The following is a 19,571-nucleotide window of genomic DNA, read 5'->3' on the forward strand; positions in this document are numbered from 1 at the left end:
ATCAGCTCGAAGCGTGCCTGCCTAAAAGCGAGAGGGTGGAGATCCCGGCAAGCTCCCAGACAATCCCATCGCCTATGACCAAGCGGTACTCTCATTCATGGAGAAGCATGAACAGTATCGCTGATTGCTGAGAACATCGGCTCCTGGCCCTTCAGCGACTTCGCAATTTGCACTGACGGCTGGAGGATGTGGTAAAAATCCGGCAATCCACAATCATGACGCTTGAAAAAGTGAAACGATCACCGGGCCTTATCTGATCCCGTCACGGATCATGTATCCGGCGCCGCGGATCGTGTGCAGCAGCGGGCGCTCGAAACCCTTGTCGATCTTGGAGCGGAGCCGCGAAATGTGCACGTCGATCACGTTGGTCTGCGGATCGAAATGATAGTCCCAGACGTTCTCGAGCAGCATGGTGCGCGTCACCACCTGGCCGGCGTGCTTCATCAGGTATTCGAGCAGGCGGAATTCGCGCGGCTGCAGCGTCAGCTCGTCCTTGCCGCGGGCGACGCGATGCGACAGCCGGTCGAGCTCGAGATCGCCGACGCGGTAGAGCGTTTCCTCGGCGGGGCCGCCGCGGCGGCGCGACAGCACTTCGACACGGGCCAGGAGCTCGGCAAAAGAATAGGGCTTCGGCAGATAGTCGTCGCCGCCGGCACGCAGGCCCTTGATGCGGTCGTCGACCTGCCCGAGCGCGGAGAGAATCAGCACCGGCGTCGTGCTGCCCTTGTCGCGCAATGCGCCGATCAGCGACAGGCCGTCGCGCTTGGGCAGCATGCGATCGACCACCAGTACGTCGTAATCGCCGCTTTCGGCCATGGCGAGGCCTTCCTCGCCGTCGGCGGCGTGGTCGGCAATGTGTCCGACTTCGCGAAACGCCTTGGCGAGGTAGTCGGCGGATTCGCGGTCGTCTTCGATGATCAGGAGGCGCATCGTGCGTTCGGCGGCGGTCAAGGAGGTCAACCTTCTCTAAACATGGCGCGAGCGGCACCGGCATGCAAGCCGAGCGGGAGAGTGTCGAAGCAGGAAAAAGGCGGGCGGTGAAGCTGGGGGGACCTCACCGCCCTAGGCCTTCCGACGGAGGGGGGCGTAATTCCACCGGAAGGTAGACAGGGGAAGCCAGCGTTGCGCTGCTTCCCCGAAGGGCACCGGCGGCGGGGGCGACTGATGCCGGCGATACCCTTCATCTCGTAAGCCTCCTGAAGGCCTCAGCCCTTGGCGAGGGGCACCGCGACGAAGCGCGACTGGCCGCCGCTCTTCACGCGCATCAGGACGCTGTTCTTGTTGTCGGTCCGCGCTGCGTTGATGGCATCACGGACTTCGCCCGCGGTGGCCACGCTCTTGCCGCCGACTTCGAGGATCACGTCGCCTTCCTTGAAGCCGCGTTCGGCCGCGGCGCTCTTCGGATCGACCTCGGTGACCACGACGCCTTCCTTGCCGGCGCCAGCCACCGAATTGGCGGGGGCCACGGTCATGCCGAGCTTGGGCACGTCGGTGCCACGATTGGCACCCTTGCCGCTGTCCTTGTCGGAGTCGGCCTTGGCCTCGACCGTGTTCGGCAGCTGGCCGAGGGTGAGGTTCACGACCTTGTCCTGGCCCTTGTGGAGCACGTTGAGCTTCACGGTCGCGCCGGGCGCCATGCCGCCGATGGTGCGGGCAAGCTCGCGGGCGTCCTTGACGGATTCGCCGTTGACCGCCGTGATCACGTCGCCGGACTCGATGCCCGCCTTGGCGGCCGGACCGTTGGCCTGCGGCTCCGCCACCAGCGCGCCTTCGGCCTTCTTCATGCCGAGGCTGTCGGCGATGTCGGAGGTCACGGGCTGGATCTGCACGCCGATCCAGCCGCGGCTGACCGAGCCCTTGTCCTTCAGCTGCGCGACCACGCTCTTGACGGTGTTGGCCGGAATCGAGAATGCGATGCCGACGCTGCCGCCGGACGGCGAGTAGATCGCGGTGTTGACGCCCATCACCTCGCCGTTGGTATCGAAGGCCGGACCGCCGGAATTGCCCTTGTTCACGGGCGCGTCGATCTGGATGAAATCGTCATAGGGCCCGTTGCCGATATCGCGGCCGCTGGCCGAAACGATGCCCGCGGTCACGGTACCGCCGAGGCCGAATGGATTGCCGACCGCAAGCACCCAGTCGCCGATCCGCGGCTTGCTGTCGGCGAGCTTGGCGAACGGGAAGTTCGAGCCGCCCTCGACCTTGATCAAGGCGAGGTCGGTGCGCTGGTCGGTGCCGATCACCTTGGCGGTGTAGGTCTTGCCGTCATCGGTGGTGACCTCGACCTTGTCGGCGCCGTCGACCACGTGGTTGTTGGTCACGGCATAGCCGTCGGCCGAGATGAAGAAGCCGGAGCCCTGGCCCTGCACGACGCGGCCACGACCTCCCTTCATGCCCGGGATGCCATCGGGACCGCCGAAGCGGCGGAAGAAGCGCTCCATCGGCGAGCCCGGCTGGAACGGCGAGGCGGAATCATCGCCGTCATCGTTGCTCGCGATCTTCTCCTTGATGTTGACCTTCACCGAGATCACCGACGGCTTCACGCGCTCGACGATATCGGCAAAACCGACCGGACGCTCAACCTGACGAACCTCGTTGTTGACCTGCGCATGCGCCGGGCTGGAGAACAGGTCCGCCGGCGAGGTCGAAGGGCTGAAGCCGTAGACAGCCGCGCCGAGGCCGGCGACGACCGAGGCCATCAGTGCGAGCTTGCGCGCAGAGAACACCGACCGGCGCGGCTGCCGGTACGACGGAAGGTTCGAAAGGTCGGGACGTTCGGTCATGCAGAAATCTCCAGGAGCCTTGAATTCCTTTGGTGCGGGATGCCAGCACCTTACGAACCTGAACATGGGGGCTCGCGCCTTACCGTGCGCTGGCGGTGGGGTTAAACTTTCGTAATAAAGGGGTGCTTGGATGCGGCAGTTCAGCGCATTCCGAAAATCGTGGCCTTACAGGAACTTAACCGAGTTCCTGGAACAGCGCTGAGCGCGATATTTGGCGCTCTCAGCTCGCCCTGACGCTGACGATGAACTCGTCGACTTCGCGCTTCAGGGTCTCGGCCTGCTGCGACAGGTCAACCGCCGAATCCCGCGCCTCGGCGGCCATCCGGCCGGTCTCCGCGGAGGTCGAGGTGATCTGGACGATATGGTTGGAGACGTCGAGGGTGCCGCGCGCGGCGTCCTGGGCACTGCGCGTGATCTCCTGCGTGGCGTTGCGCTGCTGGGCGGTGTCGACCTCGATGCCGGACATGATGGACGAAATCTCCGACAGCGTCTTGGAAATACCGTCGATCGCGCCGCGGGTCTCTGCGGTGATGCCCTGAATGCTGGCGACATGGGAGGTGATCTCCTCCGTCGCTTTGCTGGTCTGATGCGCCAGATTCTTCACCTCTGACGCGACCACGGCAAACCCCTTGCCCGCCTCCCCTGCCCGCGCCGCCTCGATGGTGGCATTGAGCGCCAGGAGATTGGTCTGCGATGCGATCGCCTGCACGAGCTGGACGACCTCGCCGATCTTGTCGGCGGCATCCGACAGCGTGTGGATGGTATCGCGGCTCTTCTCCGCCTGGGACGCCGCGCCCTCGGCGCGCTGGGTCGCGTCCGTGACGCGGCGGCTGATCGTGCCGATCGAGTTCGTCATCTCCTCGGCAGAGCCCGCGACCGTCTGCACGCTGGTGCTGGCCTGGTTCGCGGCGCTCGCGACCGCATTGGCCTTGGTGCTGGTGTCGTTGGCGGTCCGCGACAGCGTCTCGGCATTGGTCTTCAGATGCACGGCCGATGACGCCACACTGTCGACGACGCTGGCGACGAGATCGTTGAAACGCCTGATCCGATCGTCCAGGAATTTCGACCGCTCGGCCTGATGCCGTGCTTCGTGCAGCTGCTGCTCGGAGAGGCGCCGCCGCTCGATGCCGTTGGTCTTGAACACCTCCAGCGCCCCGGCGAGCAGGCCGATCTCGTTGGTGAGTCCGAGCCCGGGAACGGCGGTCTCGAATTTCTGATCGGCCACCTCGCGCATGGCATGCACGATCGCCGCCAAGGGAGTGAGGATGCCGTTGCGCACGGCGAACCAGGTGGTGAGGCAGATCGCGGCGGCGAGGACAACGATCACGCCGCAGGCGACCAGGAACCAGGAGAACGCGGTCTGCGCCTGCTGATAGGTCTGCATGGCATGGTCGCGCACGGGTCCGCTCAGCGTGGCGAAGTCCGAGGACAGGCTGGTGATCTCGTTGTTGAGATAGAGCACCGCGATGAAGCCGGTGCCGCCGCCGATGCTCAGCAGGAACAATAACGCAGCGACGACGGCACCGACCAGGAAGCGGATCGTCAGGTTGCTGTTCGCGAACATCGGGAGGACTCGGAGGCTGGAATCGATCTCGCCACAAGCTTCCAGACAAAGGTCAACATAGCATGAAGCGCGCGGCAGCGGCCGCGGCTTCCGTTCCATTTTATGCTTGGACGTCAGGAAGATTTGGCATCGTCCGACATCAACGCGGCGAGCCGTGCCTCCTCCTCGGGCGTGAGCGGCGGTGCCGGTACGTCTGCACCGCTTCGCGCGCGGCGCCGGATCTGCAGCCACAGCGCCAGGGCCCCGCCGATCAGCAGCACCGGCCCGAGCAGCCACAGCAACAGATTCTGCCGTTCGAAGCGCGGTTTCAGCAACACGAATTCGCCGTAGCGCGCCACCAGGAAGTCGAGCACCTGGGAATTGCTGTCGCCGGCGGCGATGCGCTCGCGCACCAGGAGCCGCAGGTCGCGTGCCAGCGGGGCGTCGGAATCGTCGATCGACTGGTTCTGGCAGACCATGCAGCGCAGCTCGCGCGACAGCTCCCGCGCGCGCGATTCCTTGGCGGGGTCCGACATGATCTCGTCGGGCTGGACGGCGTGGGCCGCAGGCGGGGCCAGCAGCATCAACGCGATGAACGCGGCCATCATGCGGCGCATAGGATCATTCCGCGGGCTGGAGGCGCTGCTTGGCTCGCGCCGGCTTCGGCGCGCCGACGCGCAGACGACGGTCGGAGAGCGAGAGTACGCCGCCGAACGCCATCAGCACCGGCCCCCACCAGATCAGCAGCACCATCGGCTTGTAATAGATGCGCACGGCGATCGCGCCTTCGGCGGTGGCGTCGCCGAGCGAGACGTAGAGCTGACTCGCACCGCGCGTCAGCAGCGCGGCCTCGGTCGTCGACGAGCCGCGCGTGGTGAAGCTGCGCTTCGACGGCGTCATGACCGTGAGCGCCTCGCCATCGCGGCTGATCTTGAACTCGGCGATCATCTCGCGGTAGTTCGGGCCCTGGCGTTGAAACAGCCCGTCGAGCTTCAGGTCGTAGCCGGCGACATGAGCGACGTCGTTCGGCTTCATCGTCGCGATGTATTCGCTGTTCCAGGTGGTTTCGCAGACGATCCCGATCAGCGCGACGCCGAGGCCGGCATGCGCAAACGCCGTGCCCCAGGCCGATCGCGGCAGGCCGCGCGCCCGGTGCAGCACCGTTGCGAACGGCATCCGGACCAGGCCCGTCCGCTCGACGATGTCGGTCACGGCCCCGGCGATGACGAAGACGCCGAGCCCGATCGCAAGCGGCGCCAGCGTGCTGCCGCCAGTTGCCCAGCCCCAGGCGATGGCGACGGCGACGAGGCCGGCAACGCCCGCCGCGAGCAGGCGCTGCATGACGCCGAGCAGATCGCCGCGCTTCCACGCCAGCATCGGCCCGAACGGCACCGCGAGCAGCAACAGGGCAAACAGCGGGGCGAAGGTGAGATTGTAGAAGGGGGCGCCGACCGACATCTTGAAATCGGCGAGCATCTCCATCGCCAGCGGATAGAGCGTGCCGAACAGCACGACCGCGCAGGCCACCGTGAGCAAGAGATTGTTCAGCACCAGCGCGCCCTCGCGCGAAATCGGCGCGAACAGGCCGCCCTGCTTCAACGAAGTGGCGCGGCCCGCGAACAGCGCAAGGCTGCCGCCGATGAACAGGCAGAGGATCAGCAGAATGAACACGCCGCGGGTGGGATCGGTGGCGAAGGCATGCACGGAGGTGATGACGCCCGAGCGCACCAGGAAGGTGCCGAGCAGCGACAGCGAGAAGGTCAGGATCGACAGCAGGATGGTCCAGACCTTCAGCGCATTGCGCTTCTCCATCACCAGCGCGGAATGCAGCAGCGCGGTGCCGGCGAGCCACGGCATCAGCGAAGCGTTCTCGACCGGATCCCAGAACCACCAGCCGCCCCAGCCGAGCTCGTAATAGGCCCAGTACGAGCCCATGGCGATGCCGAGCGTCAGGAAGATCCAGGCGACCAGCGTCCAGGGCCGCACCCAGCGCGCCCAGGCGGCGTCGATCCGCCCCTCCATCAGCGCCGCAATGGCGAAGGAGAACGAGATCGAGAAGCCGACATAGCCGAGATAGAGCATCGGCGGATGCACGGCGAGACCGATGTCCTGCAGCACCGGATTGAGATCGCGTCCCTCGATCGGCGGATTGGCGATGCGCAGGAACGGATTCGATGTCACCAGGATGAAGAGATAGAAGGCGCTGGCGATCCAGGCCTGCACGGCCAGCACATGTGCGCGCAGCGACAGCGGCAGGTTGTTGCCGAAGCTCGCAACCAATCCGCCGAACAGCGCGAGGATCGACACCCACAGCAGCATCGAGCCTTCGTGGTTCCCCCACACGCCCGTGATCTTGTAGAGCAGCGGCTTCGTCGAGTGCGAGTTCTCGTACACGTTGGCGACGGAGAAATCCGAATTCACGTGCAGCATCACGAGCGCTGCGAACGACACACCGACGAACAGGAGCTGCGCCAGCGCCGTGGAGCGCGCGACATTCATCAGGGCGGCATCGCGCAGGCGCGCGCCGATCAGGGGCACGATGGATTGAATCAACGCGAGCCCAAGCGCCAGCACCAGCGCGTAATGTCCGGATTCTGCGATCACCGCATCGCTCCTTGCGGATTGCCCTGTGCGGTCGTGGCCGCAGGCTTGGTGCCTTCGGACGCCTTGCCGCCGTAATCGTCCTTCCAGTGCCCCTGCTTCTTCAGGGCATCGGCGACCTCCTTGGGCATGTAGGTCTCGTCGTGCTTGGCGAGGACGGTATCGGCCTTGAACACGCCGTTGGCGTCGAGTGCGCCTTCGGCGACCACGCCCTGCCCTTCGCGGAACAGGTCGGGCAGGATGCCCTTGTAGGCGACCGGCAGCTTGGCACTGCCGTCGGCGACCTCGAAGGTCACCGCGAGATTATCGCCGCGCTGGAGCGAGCCGGGCTGTACCAGGCCGCCGAGGCGAAACCGCTTGCCGGGCTCGATATGCTTCTCGGCGACCATGGTCGGGGTCGAGAAGAACACAATGGAGTCGCGCAATGCGTTGAGCACCAGCGCGGCCGCGAGCGCGAGCACGGCGAGCGAGCCGCCGATGATGGTCATACGTCGCTGCTTGCGCGTCATGGCGTATCCGTTCTCCGCATCTCTCGTCCCGAAATCGTCATCCGCCGAGCCCGAGAGTCCTGAGGCCGTCGTTGAGCTGGCGCAGCCGCTCGGCGTCGCTGGCAACCGCCTGCCGGGCATCGGCCGATGCCCCCATGGCCTTGTCCCGCTCGCCCATCACGAGATAGGCACGCACCAGGCGCAGCCAGCCCTCGACATCGTCACCGTTCTGCTTCAGCCGCGTGGCCAGACGATCGACCATGCCACGCACCATCGCGTTGCGATCACCCTCGGCCATATCCTTGGAGGCAGCAATCGTCTCGTCGGACAGCGCCGGCATCGTGCCGCCACCGACCCGCGCTAGCGAGGACTGCACCAGGGCACGCCACGGCGCATCCGCAGGCGCTTTCGCAAGCAGCGCGCGCCAGATATTGGCTGCATCGTCCTTGCGGCCGTCCTGCTCGGCGGCAAGACCCAGGAAGTAATTCGCCTTGGGATCGTCGGCGCTCAAGGCATGTGCTCGCTCGAATTCGGCCTTGGCCTCGGCGGTCACCACGCCGCCGGCACCGGCCGAGATCGCTTCGCCGAGATCGGACCGGCGCTCCGCGCTCTCGCCATTGTAGGTGAGCGAGTTGCGATAGGCGCGCACCGCATCGTCGAAGCGGCCGAGCCGCTCCAGAACCGGCGCGAGCACGTTCCAGCCACGCCCGTCGGTCGGATTCTTTTCCAGATGTTGCTCGACCTGAACGACGAGGTTCTCGAGCGATTGCGCCATGCCCGACCCGCGCTCCCGCTGCGCCAGGGGAAAGTCCTGAAGCTTGGGTGAGCCGAGCGGCATGTAGACGGCGACCGCAACGAGCGGCAGGCCGGCGAACGCCAGCACGGCCGCCGCACGGCGCCATTTGAGGTTCGACCTCGGCGCCATTGCGGGCTCGCCGGCTGCCGCCGCAAGCAGCCTGCGGCTGATCTCGACGCGCGCAGCCTCGGCCTCCGGCGCCGGAATCAGTCCTGCGGCGAGGTCGCGCTCGACCTCGGCCAACTGGTCCTTGTAGACCGCGACCTCGCTGCCCTGATCTTGCGCACCGCTACTGCGGCCAAGCGGCCAGAGCACGGCGAAAATCGCCGCGACCGTCATCAGCGCGAACACGAACCATAGAGTCATCTGGCAAGCTTCCGGCAGCGCACGAACCGCGCCTATAGGTGCCTTTACACCACGGCCGGACAATGCGGCAATTGACAATTGTCAAAGCGCTGCACTGCGTACAGTCCCGAAGAGTTGAAAATCCAACGGCTTAGCCGATCTCGAAGTCCGCGCTTCGCGCCGCGTCCTCGCCGTGCCCGTTGAAGGCCCTCAGAAAGTATGTTCCCGGCTTGATTGCATCCGGCAATCTGATGCGCAACGCTCCGACCGGAACCCGAGATGCAACCCTCGTGGTCGTCTCCGGCAGTTGCCGATCGCTTGCCTTCTCGACCAGCACCACCTTGGCGCCAACCATCAGCCTTTGATACTTGGCAACGATGACGCGGTTCTCAATCTCGATCGAGCTGATAACGGGTTTCATGCGCCTACAGATAGAAATTCCCGGACTTGCTCGGGGACCGTACGGTGCGCCAGCGATATGGTCAACCAGAAATTGCGACAATGAAATTTGCGCTTGATCAGCCCGCGCGCGACGATTTGCGTTCGCCAGTGAGTGCGTTCTCCGCGGCCCGGCTCATCAGCGAGGCGTAATCGTCGCCGAACAGCACCTGGCAGAAGCGGATCGCGGCCTGCACCTGCTGCTGTCGATAGGTGCGGACCTTGTGATCGGCGGCACGCAGCGACTGCACCAGCTGCTCGGTCGAGCGTTCCACGTATTGCTGGAGGTCGGAATAGGTGCGCAGCGTCACCTCGTTGATCGCGAGCTCGCTCGCATAGTTGCGGCAGGTCGCGACGAAGTCGATTAGCGCCACCGCTTCCTCCACCTCTGTGCTGTCGACCCTCGCGCCCGGCGGAATGTCCTTCTCGGGGCGCTGGCGCAGGATGCGGCGAACGCGGCCCGGAACGCTGTCGATCTCGGACTGCAGCGCATTGGAAATGTCGGCGCGGATCGACGTCAACTGCTTGCCCCAGGCGGAATCGTTGCGCAGGTCGAGCTCGGTGCGCAGGCCGCGCACGCCGTCGTGCAGCGTCTTGAGATTGTCGGCGACGTTGTCGAAATGGCCGCGCTTGATGTCCATGCGAAGGATCGCGGCCACGCAGGACAAATCATGCAGCGCGATCGTGACGGCAACGCCATAAGGGGTTGCCGCGACTCGTATCTCGTCGTCGGACGCGGCAATCTTGATGGCGAGGCGGATGATCTGCCAGGGGGCGGTCATCCGCTGCACGACCATTGAGAGCGCGAAGGGCAGCATCTGCGGCGTCTGAAGCGCGGGAATGTTGAGCGCCGACGTCACCGAGGCGATCTGCGGATCGCCGAAGGTGCGCAGGAAGCGCGGCAGCCGCTCGTTCACGGTGGCGATGGCCTCGCGGACCTGGAGTATCGCACCAACGGAATAGAGATCCTCGATCACGTTCGGCGGGCCGACGCGGGCCAAAGCGCGCGACTTGTCGCCTCCGCCCGGTCCCGTCAGCTCGAAGATGGCATCCGCGGCCACCGCCTGGAGCCTCAAGGCCAGGGCTTCGACCTGCCCTGCATTGTCGGCCGGCAGGCGCGACAGCAGCGCCTCGAATTCGTTCACCTTGTCCGGTGCGCCGTCACGGCCGAGCCACTGCCAGATCGGCTGGAGTGAGGAGCGGCGAATCTGGCCAACCCTGATCGGCGTGCCCGCCTCGACCAGGAACGGTTCCAGCACCTGGAACAGCAACCGCGACAGATCGTCCGTGCGCGGCGGCGCGGCTTCATCGGCCTCGGTCTTGCGGACGATGTTGCGCAGCTGCTCGAGCACCAGGGTCGCGACAGCCGTATCCTGGCCGCGCTCCAGCGCGCGCTCGAACTCTCGCATCAGCAGGGCCTGCGCCTGCGGCGGGAGCTGCGCGAGATATTCCCTCAGCCGCTCGATCGATGTCTGGCTCATGCGCCCGGGTAATGCACGGTAAAATGGCGGACATGGGATGCGTCCGGGCGCGATCATAGGACGCCCCACTTAAGAAGCCGTTTAGGAAGTGGGTCCGAATGCCCGCGGTTTTCACCAGAGGGGGATCAACGAAGACGAAAAACAACGTCGAAACAAGGAACTAGAGTCCCGGAAGGACCAATTCGGCGCGCAGGCCGCCCGTCGGCGCAGCGCCGAGCGAAAGGCTGCCGCCATAGAGCGCGGCGAGATCGACCACGATGGAGAGGCCGAGTCCCGATCCGGGCTTGGACTCGTCGAGCCGCTGGCCGCGCCTGGAGACCTGCGCGCGTTCCGCTTCCGACAGGCCCCGGCCGTCGTCATCGACAATGATCCGCAGGCGCGGACCCGCACCCGCCTGGCGCGGCGCCTCGACCAGCACCTCGATCAAGACGCGCGAGGCCGCCCATTTGCAGGCATTGTCGACGAGATTGCCGACCATCTCTTCCAGATCCTGCCGCTCGCCGCGAAATTTTGCCGACGGATCGGCCCTGGCCTCGACGACGATGCCACGATCGCGATGGATCTTCTCCATGGTCCGCCGCAGCGCCTCGATGGCGGGCGCCACTTCCGTTACGGTCGCGACCACCGAGACCCGCGCCGCAATGCGCGCACGCTCGAGATGATGAGCGACCTGGTCGCGCATCAGGTCCGCCTGCTCCATCACCTTGGCCGCGAACGGATCGGCCAGGTGGGCGCCGGCCTCGTTGACGATGACCGAGAGCGGCGTCTTGATCGCGTGGGCGAGATTGCCGACATGGGTGCGCGCGCGCTCGACGATCTCGCGATTGGCATCGATCAGCGCGTTGGTCTCGCGTGCCAGCGGCGCGATCTCGACCGGGAATTCACCCTCGAGCCGTTCCGCCCGGCCGGAGCGGATGTCGGCGATCGACTCCGAGATGCGCTTGAGCGGTGCGAGGCCGAAGCGGACCTGGAACACGGTCGTCAGCAGCAGCACGATGCCGAGCGCGGTGAAGGTGCCGCCGAGATAGTAGTCGAAGCTTCGCGTCTCGTCGAAGATCTCGGTGTCGTCCCCGGCGACGCTGACGAGATATTTGCCGTCGGCGCCGAGATCGACCGGCCGTTCCACCATGCGCAGATTCTGCCCTTCCGGCCCATCGACATAGGCGAGCCTGATGCCGGCGGCGGTGAGCTCGGCGCCCTCGTCTTCCAGCTTCGGCAGCTTCTTGTCCCAGAGCGAGCGCGAGGAGCGCACCTCCGGCTTTTCGGTGTCGGTGCGCGTGATCTGCCAATACCAGCCTGACAACGGCAGCTCGAACAGGGGCTCGCCCAACGACTGGAACTGGCGGTCCGGCGGCTCGTCGGGGGTCGCGACCTCGGCGATGAGGGTGCGCAGATAAAGGTTGAGCCGGCGGTCGAAGGCGCGCTCGGTGGCGTTCTTGTAGACCGACGACAGCACCACGCCCGTGATGGCCAGAATCACCACGAGCCAGGCGGTCGCCGACAGGAACAGTCGGTTCGCAAGTGAGCTAGCGGCCATCGGAACGGTCCGGGCAGAGGCTGGAAGTCAGGTCGTCGGAGGTCATGGTCCGACCAAGGCCCGTGTCAGGGCGGCCGTCAAGCCCGGACCGCTCGGCCTCAAGCCCCCGGCGCTGGCGGCGGGGTCAGGAGATAGCCGAGGCCCCGGACGGTCTGGATGATGTCGACATCGAGCTTCTTGCGGATGCGGCCGACGAAAACCTCGATGGTGTTGGAGTCGCGGTCGAAATCCTGGTCGTAGAGATGCTCGACCAGTTCGGTGCGCGAGACCACCCGCCCGGAATGGTGCATCAGATAGGCCAGAAGCCGATATTCGTGCGAGGTCATCTTGACGGGATTGCCTGACACGCTGACCCGGCCGGTCCGGGTGTCGAGCGTGACGGGACCGCAGCTGAGTTCGCTCTGGGCGTGGCCGGTCGAGCGGCGCAGCAGGGCGCGGATGCGCGCCAGCACCTCCTCGAGGTGGAACGGCTTGGCGACATAGTCGTCGGCGCCGGCATCGAAGCCCTGCACCTTGTCGCTCCAGCGGTCGCGTGCGGTGAGGATCAGGACCGGCATGGTGCGGCCGTTGCGGCGCCAGGCCTCCAGCACCGAGATGCCGTCCTTCTTCGGCAGGCCGATGTCGAGCACCACGGCGTCATAGGGCTCGTTGTCGCCGAGATAATGCCCCTCCTCCCCGTCGAAGGCCCGATCGACGACATAGCCGGCGTCGGTCAGCGCCTTGGTGAGCTGGCGATTGAGATCGGGGTCGTCCTCAACAACGAGCAGGCGCACGCTTCTCTCCAAAGGCTGCAAGAACAGGCTGCATGAACACTGCCAGAGATGAGCAATTCCGGCGTGAACTGAATATGAACGCAGGGAACCGGCCTACGTTACTTTTTGGACATATAGAACCTGTTGCAAGCCAATGCGACTGCGCCCGCCATGCCGCGGGATGAGCCGGGGCATGGCGGGCGCAATGTGCCGCGTCGGGCGGCGAGCCGGGGGAGCCGGCGTCCGGATCCGGCGGTCAGGTCCGGAAGAAGACGAACCAGACGACGGCGAGGATCAGGATCGCAAGTCCGGTCGAGATGGCGAGCAGCGCCGCCACCGAAGGCCCGGGCTCGCCCTGGCGCGCCTCGGTCGGAGTTTCCACGATGCGGTTCTGCTCTCGCGTGGTTGCCATGGTGACCTCAATCTGTGGCTGTCGCTTGCGATGACCGCGACGTTCCTCGCGGTTATGAAGTGCCCAGGGCAACGCGTGATCTCGGGCGATGTTCCGGACCGTGGGCCCGTCCGGCAATACGGCGCAGGCGGCGATTAACGCCGTTGCAAGATTCCGCGCCGGCGGTTGCTATGATTCGCACCTTGGCGATGTTATCCTTGGCGCTTGTCCTCTGTTGCGTCTGGAGTAGCCCATGGCCCCCCGCGCCAATTGGAAGGGTTTTCTGCGTCTGTCGCTCGTGACCTGCCCGGTCGCGCTCTATCCGGCCACCTCGGATACCGAGAAGGTCTCGTTCAACCAGATCAACCGCAAGACCGGCCACCGGATCAAATACCTCAAGGTCGACGCCGAGACCGGCGACGAGGTGACCTCCGAGGACATCGTCAAGGGCTACAAGGTCGACACCGACACCTATATCGAGGTCACCAAGGACGAGCTGGACGAGATCGCGCTCGACTCCACCCACACGATCGAGATCGACGAGTTCGTGCCCAAGGCCGACATCGACAACCGCTATCTGATCCGCCCCTACTACCTCGTGCCGGACGGCAAGGTCGGCCACGATGCCTATGCGGTGATCCGCGAGACCATCCGCAGCATGGACAAGGTCGCGATCGGCCGCGTGGTGCTGACCAACCGCGAGCATATCATCGCGCTGGAGCCGCTCGACAGCGGGCTGATGGGCACGCTGCTGCGCTACCCCTACGAGGTCCGCAGCGAAAAGGAATATTTCGACGACATCCAGGACGTGAAGCTCACCAAGGACATGCTCGACCTCGCAAAACACATCGTCGAGAAGAAGTCCGGCGCGTTCGAGCCCGAGCTGTTCGAGGATCATTACGAGACCGCCCTGATCGATCTCATCAACAAGAAGCGCAGCGGCATGCCGATCGCGGCCAAGGCCGCACCGAAGACCGGCGGCAACGTCATCAACCTGATGGACGCGCTGAAGAGAAGCATCGCGAACGAGAAGGACGCTGCTCCCGCGGCGAAGGTCGCCAAGGAGACCGTCAAGGGCAAGAGGCCGAAGAAGCGTGTCGAGGGGCAGCGCGAGATGCTGCTGCCGATATCAGGCAAGGGCGGCAAGGAAGCTGCGGCGAAGGCTGCGACCACGCCGAAGAAGGCGACCGACAAGCCGGTGCGGACACCGGCGCGGGCGAAGAAGGCCGGCTAGCAGCATCACGCCCCGCGAATCGCGCCGTGATGTCTCTCCCCGCCGATCGGCCGGCCTGACATGCCCTGGTCGACGGCGTTCGACGATCCCGTTCGCGTGGGCAACAAGCGCAAGCTGCTGACGCTTCAGGATGCGGCGGACTACGTCATGCAGCTGCCCGATGACGCCCAGCACGAGGCGCACTGGCAGACCGCCATCGAGACCTTGATCAATGCGGCCGAGACGGGCGGCGGATGGGTGATGTTCGCCCGTATCGCCATGCTGCGGGCGCTGAATGCGGACGGCCGGAGCGGATGAAGCGCGATGGAGATGTCCTTGCCGGTCCGTTGACGAACAGGCTCAACAATCGGTTAAGCGGCTGCACGATCACGCCTTGACGGGCACTGGGCCGGTGCAGCCCCTGGGCTGCCGATTTGAAGCCATTTGGACGGATCGACGGAACCTTAATTTAATGAATGCCGTCGTATGAGCGGGGTCGCGATCGCGCGAGCCCAAATTCTTCCGGCACGCACAAAGACATACTCGATCGATTTACGAGTCCGATTAGGACGCGACCATGCATTGGATCGGATGAACAGGAGCTGGCAATGCGTCTGCTGAGGTCTTTCCTTGCCGATGAGAATGGCGCAACCGCCATCGAGTATTGCCTGATCGCCGCCGGGATCGCTCTGGCAATCGTGACCGTCGTGAACAACACGGGCGGCGCGCTGCTCAACAACAAGTTCAACTCGATCAGCTCGGCGATGAAGTAACGGCTGGCCCTGCCCCGCGTAACGGCGCGCCACGCCCCTCACCCCATATCTCCCCCGACCCGCGGGCCATGATCTGGGTCAACAGCGCCGGAACGGCGACGCTTAAGCATGGAGGCCCAACTCCCTGCTGCCGGCCTGTCCATGCATCCAGACCTTCCGCACTCCCAACTGAAGATCCGCCGCGTCCGCCTCGATACCGGCCGCGAAAACGTCGTCGTCGTCTCCCGGCACTCGAAGGCGCTGCGCGCGGAAATCTTCCGCGGCTTCAGCCGCGTCGAGCTTCGTCGTGGCGGCAAGGTTCTGCTGGCGACGCTGCTGATCACGGATGACGATACGCTGGCGGCTTCGGACGAGATCGGCCTCTCCGAACCTGCGTTCCGGCGCTTCGCGGAAGCCGTCGGCACGCCGGTCACGGTCAGGCCCGCCTCGCCTCCGGAGAGCCTGGAAGCGGTGCGCGCGAAGATCCGCGGACGGACCTTGAGCCAGGCCGAGATCGGCGCGATCATCAGCGACCTCGCGCACTACCGCTACTCCGACATGGAGATCGCCGCCTTCCTGATCGGGTCGGCGAGCTTCATCACCAGCGACGAGCTTCTCGCCCTCACGGGGGCAATGGCGCAGGCCGGCACGCAATTGATCTGGCCGAACCCGGTCGTCGTCGACAAGCATTGCATCGGGGGCATCCCCGGCAACCGCACGTCGATGGTCGTGGTGCCGATCGTCGCCGCCCATGGCCTGCCGATCCCGAAGACCTCCTCGCGCGCCATTACCTCGCCCGCCGGCACAGCCGACACGATGGAGGTGCTGGCGCGGGTGAATATCGGCGTCGAGGAGATGAAGGCGATCGTCTCTTCCTGCAACGGCTGCCTGATCTGGGGCGGGCACGTGAACCTGTCGCCGGCCGACGACGTCCTGATCTCGGTCGAGCGCCCCCTGAGCCTCGATACCCGCGAGCAGATGGTCGCCTCCATCATGTCCAAGAAGATCGCGGCAGGCTCGACCCACCTGTTGATCGACATTCCGGTCGGGCCGACCGCGAAGGTCAGCGGCGGCGTCGAGGCCATGCGGCTGCGAAAGCTGTTCGAATTCGTCGGCGACCGCTTCGGCCGCTCGGTCGAGGTGATCACGACCGACGGAAGCCAGCCGATCGGCAACGGCATCGGGCCGGTGCTCGAAGCCAACGACGTCATGGTGGTGCTCGGCAACGAGCCGGGCGCGCCGCGCGATCTGCGCGAGAAATCGCTCCGGCTCGCCGCCCATCTCCTGGAATACGACCCGAAGCTGCGCGGCGGCGCGGGCTATGCCCGGGCGCGCGAACTGCTCGACAGCGGCGCGGCGCTGAAGCAGATGCAGAAGATCATCGACGCACAGGGCCCGTCGACATGCAGCAACGAGCTGGGACCGCTCAGCTTCGACGTCAAGGCGATGCATGACGGCATCGTGTCCGCCATCGACTGCCTGCGCCTGAACCGCCTCGCCCGCACCGCCGGCGCGCCGCTCGACAAGGGCGCCGGCATCCGCCTGTTCAAGAAGATCGGCGATCGCGTCGAGCAGGGCGAGCCGCTCTATCGCGTCTACACTTTCGACCATCCCGAGCATGATCTGGTCGCCGATGCCGCCGCCGAAGAGACCGGTTACCTCGTCAACGGTCACGAAGCCCTGCAGGGCACGACGGCGCCGTGAGCACGATCGCGCTCCAGACATTGCCGTCCGGCGCCGATGCGGCGAAGCGGCTCGCGGCGCGGCTTGGGCTTGCCTGCGGCGAGATCGCCGTGCACCGCTTTCCGGACGGAGAACTGCGCGTTGCAGTCGCGCCGGCGAGCGACACCACGATCCTCTATGCCCCGCTCGATCAACCCAACGACAAGCTGATCACCCTGCTCTTCGCCGCGGAGGCCCTACGACGTGGCGGCGCGAAGCGGCTCGTCCTGGTCGCGCCCTATCTCTGCTACATGCGGCAGGATGCTGCCTTTCATGCGGGCGAGGCCATCAGCCAGCGCGCCATGGGCAATCTGCTTGCAACGACCGTGGACCGCGTCGTCACCGTCGATGCGCATTTGCACCGCACTCCCGACATCAGGTCCGTGTTTCCTAGTATCGAAGCGGAGAACCTGTCCGCCATGCCGGCGATCGCGAAGGCGCTGGCGGCCGACAGCATCGATCCTGCGACCGTCGTGATCGGGCCCGACATGGAGTCCGAGCCCTGGGTGAGCGATGTCGCGAGCCGCTTGCGGTTGCAGCACACTGTGGCGCGCAAGACGCGCCACGGCGATCGCTCCGTCGCCGTCAGCTTTGCCGACCCTGCCCTGCTCTCGGGACGACCGGCGCTCATGGTGGACGACATCGTCTCCTCCGGGACGACGTTGACGGCCGCAGCGAAGGCGCTGAGAGCAATGGGGGCTACGGTCGTCGATGCGGTGGTGACGCACGCGCTGTTTCCACCCGCAATGATCGCCGCATTCACCGAGGCCGGCATACGGTCGATCCGTTCGACCGACAGCGTGCCGCATCCGACCAATGCGATCTCGCTCGACGAGATTCTCGCGGCCGCCTTGCGGTCCGAATCGGCCACGACACATCTTCCGGAGACGACGACATGAGCATCACCGTTCGATTTTGCGGCGCCGCCCGCACCGTGACCGGGTCGAGCTATCTGTTCCGGACCGCGACGGGCCGCTTCCTGGTCGATTGCGGGCTGTTCCAGGGCCAGAAGACGTTGAAGGAGCTCAACTACGGCGCCTTTCCGTTTCGCCCCGCCGATATCGATGCCGTGCTGCTCACACATGCTCACATCGACCACAGCGGATTGCTGCCGAAACTCGTGCGCGCGGGATTCGAGGGGCCGATCCTGGCAACGCGCGGCACGATCGATCTCTGCTCCTACATGCTGCCCGACGCCGGCAGCATCCAGGAATCGGAAGTCACGCAGCTCAACCGGCGCAACGCCTCGCGCGGGCGCAAGGAAGTGCAGCCGATCTACACGCAGGCCGATGCGATCGCATCGCTGCAATCGTTTCGCCCGGTCGACTATGAACGCTGGACCGACGTGATCCCGGGAGTCCGCGCGCGCTACTGGAACGCCGGCCATCTGCTCGGCTCCGCCTCGATCGAGCTCGAAATCGCCGAGCAAGGTTCGCCGCGTCCGCTGCGCGTGCTGATCTCCGGCGACGTCGGACCGGAGGCCAAGCTGCTCCAGCCCGATCCCGAAGCGCCGACCGATTTCGATTACGTCATCTCGGAATCGACCTATGGCGACCGGGTACGCGAGGCCACGACACCCGCACTCCGCCGCAAGCACCTCGCCGCCGAGGTGCGCGACGCCGCGGCGGCCGGCGGCGCGCTGCTGATTCCCGCCTTTGCGGTCGAGCGCACCCAGGAGCTGATCGTCGATTTCGTCGACCTGATGGAGCATGGCGGGATTCCGACCGCACCGATCTTCCTCGACTCGCCGCTCGCGATCCGCGCGACCGAAGTGTTCCGCCGGCATTCGGAGAGCCTCGACCCATCCGTCGACGCCACCCGCCTGCTCAACTCGCCGCATCTCAAATTCACCGAAACCGTGGACGAGAGCAAGGCGATCATGCGCCTGTCCGGATTCCACATCATCATCGCCGCGAGCGGCATGTGCGACGCCGGCCGCATCCGCCATCATCTGAAGCGCTGGCTGTGGAACCAGCGCGCGACCGTGCTTCTCGCCGGCTTCCAGGCCAACGGCACGCTCGGCCGCTTCCTCCAGAACGGGACCAAGGCCGTGCGGATCCAGGGCGAGGAGATCAAGGTCGCGGCCCGCATCCGCATGATCGACGAATATTCGGGCCATGCCGACGGGGCCGGCATGGCCAGCTGGATCGCGGCGCGACGCCCGATCGCCCGCGGGCTGTTCCTGGTCCACGGCGAGGAAGGAGCGATTGCGGGGCTCGCCGAGCGCGTGGCCGAACGCATCATTCCCGCGGCCAAGGTCTACCAGCCGATGCTGGACGATATCTATGAGCTCGCCGCGCCCGAACCGCGCGTGCTCGACGTGGATCACCGACGGCGGCTCGCGCCGGAGGCCGTGACCCGTCTCGACTGGCACAACGAGATGTCCGAGCTCATGCTCGACATCAGCGATCGTGTCGCAGCCGCCGCCGACGACCGCGCCCGCGGCGTCATCATCCGAAGGCTGCGCCGCGCGCTGCAGGAGAAGGCGTAATGGGCGATCGCCCGTCGCCTTCGGCATCAGCGTCACTCCAACCTCAGTCGTTGCGGGGAGCGGCGATAGCTCGCCAAGCGCATCGATCAATTCCGTCATCCTGAGGCGCGAGCGATGGGGCGCGGAGCGTCCCATCAGGAGCCTCGAAGGATACGCGGCCGAGATGCAGCCGCGCGCGGCAACAGCGGGGCCGTCGCCCTTCGAGACTCGCCGAAGAGGCGAGCGCCTCTGGGTGACG

General features: G+C 65.8%; 18 protein-coding genes. 6 read left to right on the forward strand and 12 right to left on the reverse strand.

What is annotated here, in order from left to right; translation table 11 throughout:
* Nucleotides 1-249: 249 nt before the first annotated feature.
* From IVB23_RS07925 to IVB23_RS07980, 12 genes are all read right to left on the reverse strand, one after another.
* Nucleotides 250-930 carry a response regulator transcription factor gene (locus tag IVB23_RS07925; RefSeq protein ID WP_061878634.1) on the reverse strand — a complete coding sequence of 227 codons (681 nt, stop codon included), beginning with the start codon at nucleotides 928-930 and terminating at the stop codon, nucleotides 250-252.
* 275 nt (nucleotides 931-1,205) lie between these two features.
* Nucleotides 1,206-2,783 (reverse strand): Do family serine endopeptidase, encoded by a 1,578-nt coding sequence (locus IVB23_RS07930; RefSeq protein ID WP_061877971.1) that lies wholly within the window; start codon nucleotides 2,781-2,783, stop codon nucleotides 1,206-1,208.
* Between the two features lie 220 nt (nucleotides 2,784-3,003).
* The gene (locus IVB23_RS07935) at nucleotides 3,004-4,347 is read right to left on the reverse strand and encodes a methyl-accepting chemotaxis protein (protein ID WP_247803161.1); all 1,344 of its coding nucleotides are present in this window, start codon (nucleotides 4,345-4,347) and stop codon (nucleotides 3,004-3,006) included.
* A 113-nt stretch (nucleotides 4,348-4,460) separates the two neighbouring features.
* Nucleotides 4,461-4,943, reverse strand: a complete 483-nt coding sequence (locus IVB23_RS07940) for a cytochrome c-type biogenesis protein (RefSeq protein WP_028177865.1) — start codon at nucleotides 4,941-4,943, stop codon at nucleotides 4,461-4,463.
* Between the two features lie 4 nt (nucleotides 4,944-4,947).
* Entirely contained in the window at nucleotides 4,948-6,930 is a 1,983-nt protein-coding gene (locus IVB23_RS07945; RefSeq protein ID WP_061877973.1) for a heme lyase CcmF/NrfE family subunit, read from the reverse strand.
* Complete coding sequence (gene ccmE / locus IVB23_RS07950; RefSeq protein ID WP_061877974.1) at nucleotides 6,927-7,436, reverse strand: cytochrome c maturation protein CcmE; 510 nt, start codon at nucleotides 7,434-7,436, stop codon at nucleotides 6,927-6,929. The genes IVB23_RS07945 and ccmE overlap by 4 nt, the downstream gene beginning before the upstream one ends.
* A gap of 37 nt (nucleotides 7,437-7,473) precedes the next feature.
* Complete coding sequence (gene ccmI / locus IVB23_RS07955) at nucleotides 7,474-8,577, reverse strand: c-type cytochrome biogenesis protein CcmI (RefSeq protein WP_247803162.1); 1,104 nt, start codon at nucleotides 8,575-8,577, stop codon at nucleotides 7,474-7,476.
* A gap of 130 nt (nucleotides 8,578-8,707) precedes the next feature.
* Complete coding sequence (locus IVB23_RS07960) at nucleotides 8,708-8,977, reverse strand: hypothetical protein (protein ID WP_028177861.1); 270 nt, start codon at nucleotides 8,975-8,977, stop codon at nucleotides 8,708-8,710.
* Between the two features lie 97 nt (nucleotides 8,978-9,074).
* On the reverse strand, nucleotides 9,075-10,475 hold the full coding sequence (locus IVB23_RS07965) for a hypothetical protein (RefSeq protein WP_197965245.1): 1,401 nt from the start codon (nucleotides 10,473-10,475) through the stop codon (nucleotides 9,075-9,077).
* A gap of 160 nt (nucleotides 10,476-10,635) precedes the next feature.
* A complete protein-coding gene (locus tag IVB23_RS07970; protein WP_061877977.1) occupies nucleotides 10,636-12,012 on the reverse strand; it encodes a sensor histidine kinase in 1,377 nt (458 codons plus the stop codon).
* A gap of 98 nt (nucleotides 12,013-12,110) precedes the next feature.
* On the reverse strand, nucleotides 12,111-12,785 hold the full coding sequence (locus tag IVB23_RS07975; RefSeq protein WP_011085905.1) for a response regulator transcription factor: 675 nt from the start codon (nucleotides 12,783-12,785) through the stop codon (nucleotides 12,111-12,113).
* A gap of 235 nt (nucleotides 12,786-13,020) precedes the next feature.
* Complete coding sequence (locus tag IVB23_RS07980; RefSeq protein ID WP_162832009.1) at nucleotides 13,021-13,176, reverse strand: hypothetical protein; 156 nt, start codon at nucleotides 13,174-13,176, stop codon at nucleotides 13,021-13,023.
* Nucleotides 13,177-13,408: 232 nt separating this feature from the next.
* Here IVB23_RS07980 and IVB23_RS07985 point away from each other — a divergent pair, with 232 nt between their 5' ends.
* The 6 genes from IVB23_RS07985 to IVB23_RS08010 all read left to right on the forward strand — a co-directional run bounded on the left by IVB23_RS07985 (nucleotide 13,409) and on the right by IVB23_RS08010 (nucleotide 19,333).
* Nucleotides 13,409-14,389, forward strand: a complete 981-nt coding sequence (locus IVB23_RS07985; protein WP_197965246.1) for a Ku protein — start codon at nucleotides 13,409-13,411, stop codon at nucleotides 14,387-14,389.
* 60 nt (nucleotides 14,390-14,449) lie between these two features.
* Entirely contained in the window at nucleotides 14,450-14,686 is a 237-nt protein-coding gene (locus IVB23_RS07990) for a hypothetical protein (protein ID WP_197965247.1), read from the forward strand.
* 290 nt (nucleotides 14,687-14,976) lie between these two features.
* Complete coding sequence (locus tag IVB23_RS07995) at nucleotides 14,977-15,141, forward strand: Flp family type IVb pilin (RefSeq protein WP_028177856.1); 165 nt, start codon at nucleotides 14,977-14,979, stop codon at nucleotides 15,139-15,141.
* Nucleotides 15,142-15,282: 141 nt separating this feature from the next.
* Nucleotides 15,283-16,824: a thymidine phosphorylase family protein gene (locus tag IVB23_RS08000; RefSeq protein WP_247804792.1), complete on the forward strand. Its 1,542-nt coding sequence runs from the start codon at nucleotides 15,283-15,285 to the stop codon at nucleotides 16,822-16,824.
* On the forward strand, nucleotides 16,821-17,741 hold the full coding sequence (locus tag IVB23_RS08005) for a ribose-phosphate pyrophosphokinase (RefSeq protein WP_247803163.1): 921 nt from the start codon (nucleotides 16,821-16,823) through the stop codon (nucleotides 17,739-17,741). Before IVB23_RS08000 ends, IVB23_RS08005 begins: the two co-directional genes overlap by 4 nt.
* On the forward strand, nucleotides 17,738-19,333 hold the full coding sequence (locus tag IVB23_RS08010) for an MBL fold metallo-hydrolase (RefSeq protein WP_247803164.1): 1,596 nt from the start codon (nucleotides 17,738-17,740) through the stop codon (nucleotides 19,331-19,333). Before IVB23_RS08005 ends, IVB23_RS08010 begins: the two co-directional genes overlap by 4 nt.
* The last annotated feature ends 238 nt before the right edge of the window (nucleotides 19,334-19,571 follow it).

It is taken from the genome of Bradyrhizobium sp. 191, assembly GCF_023100985.1.
Lineage (GTDB): Bacteria > Pseudomonadota > Alphaproteobacteria > Rhizobiales > Xanthobacteraceae > Bradyrhizobium > Bradyrhizobium diversitatis.

What these genes read in the sequence shown, in the direction of transcription:
- IVB23_RS07925 (WP_061878634.1), bottom strand. Translation starts at nt 930, where the DNA reads ATGCGCCTCCTGATCATCGAAGACGACCGCGAATCCGCCGACTACCTC.
- IVB23_RS07930 (WP_061877971.1), bottom strand. Translation starts at nt 2,783, where the DNA reads ATGACCGAACGTCCCGACCTTTCGAACCTTCCGTCGTACCGGCAGCCG.
- IVB23_RS07935 (WP_247803161.1), bottom strand. Translation starts at nt 4,347, where the DNA reads ATGTTCGCGAACAGCAACCTGACGATCCGCTTCCTGGTCGGTGCCGTC.
- IVB23_RS07940 (WP_028177865.1), bottom strand. Translation starts at nt 4,943, where the DNA reads ATGCGCCGCATGATGGCCGCGTTCATCGCGTTGATGCTGCTGGCCCCG.
- ccmE (WP_061877974.1), bottom strand. Translation starts at nt 7,436, where the DNA reads ATGACGCGCAAGCAGCGACGTATGACCATCATCGGCGGCTCGCTCGCC.
- ccmI (WP_247803162.1), bottom strand. Translation starts at nt 8,577, where the DNA reads ATGACTCTATGGTTCGTGTTCGCGCTGATGACGGTCGCGGCGATTTTC.
- IVB23_RS07960 (WP_028177861.1), bottom strand. Translation starts at nt 8,977, where the DNA reads ATGAAACCCGTTATCAGCTCGATCGAGATTGAGAACCGCGTCATCGTT.
- IVB23_RS07965 (WP_197965245.1), bottom strand. Translation starts at nt 10,475, where the DNA reads ATGAGCCAGACATCGATCGAGCGGCTGAGGGAATATCTCGCGCAGCTC.
- IVB23_RS07970 (WP_061877977.1), bottom strand. Translation starts at nt 12,012, where the DNA reads ATGGCCGCTAGCTCACTTGCGAACCGACTGTTCCTGTCGGCGACCGCC.
- IVB23_RS07980 (WP_162832009.1), bottom strand. Translation starts at nt 13,176, where the DNA reads ATGGCAACCACGCGAGAGCAGAACCGCATCGTGGAAACTCCGACCGAG.
- IVB23_RS07985 (WP_197965246.1), top strand. Translation starts at nt 13,409, where the DNA reads ATGGCCCCCCGCGCCAATTGGAAGGGTTTTCTGCGTCTGTCGCTCGTG.
- IVB23_RS07990 (WP_197965247.1), top strand. Translation starts at nt 14,450, where the DNA reads ATGCCCTGGTCGACGGCGTTCGACGATCCCGTTCGCGTGGGCAACAAG.
- IVB23_RS07995 (WP_028177856.1), top strand. Translation starts at nt 14,977, where the DNA reads ATGCGTCTGCTGAGGTCTTTCCTTGCCGATGAGAATGGCGCAACCGCC.
- IVB23_RS08000 (WP_247804792.1), top strand. Translation starts at nt 15,283, where the DNA reads ATGCATCCAGACCTTCCGCACTCCCAACTGAAGATCCGCCGCGTCCGC.
- IVB23_RS08010 (WP_247803164.1), top strand. Translation starts at nt 17,738, where the DNA reads ATGAGCATCACCGTTCGATTTTGCGGCGCCGCCCGCACCGTGACCGGG.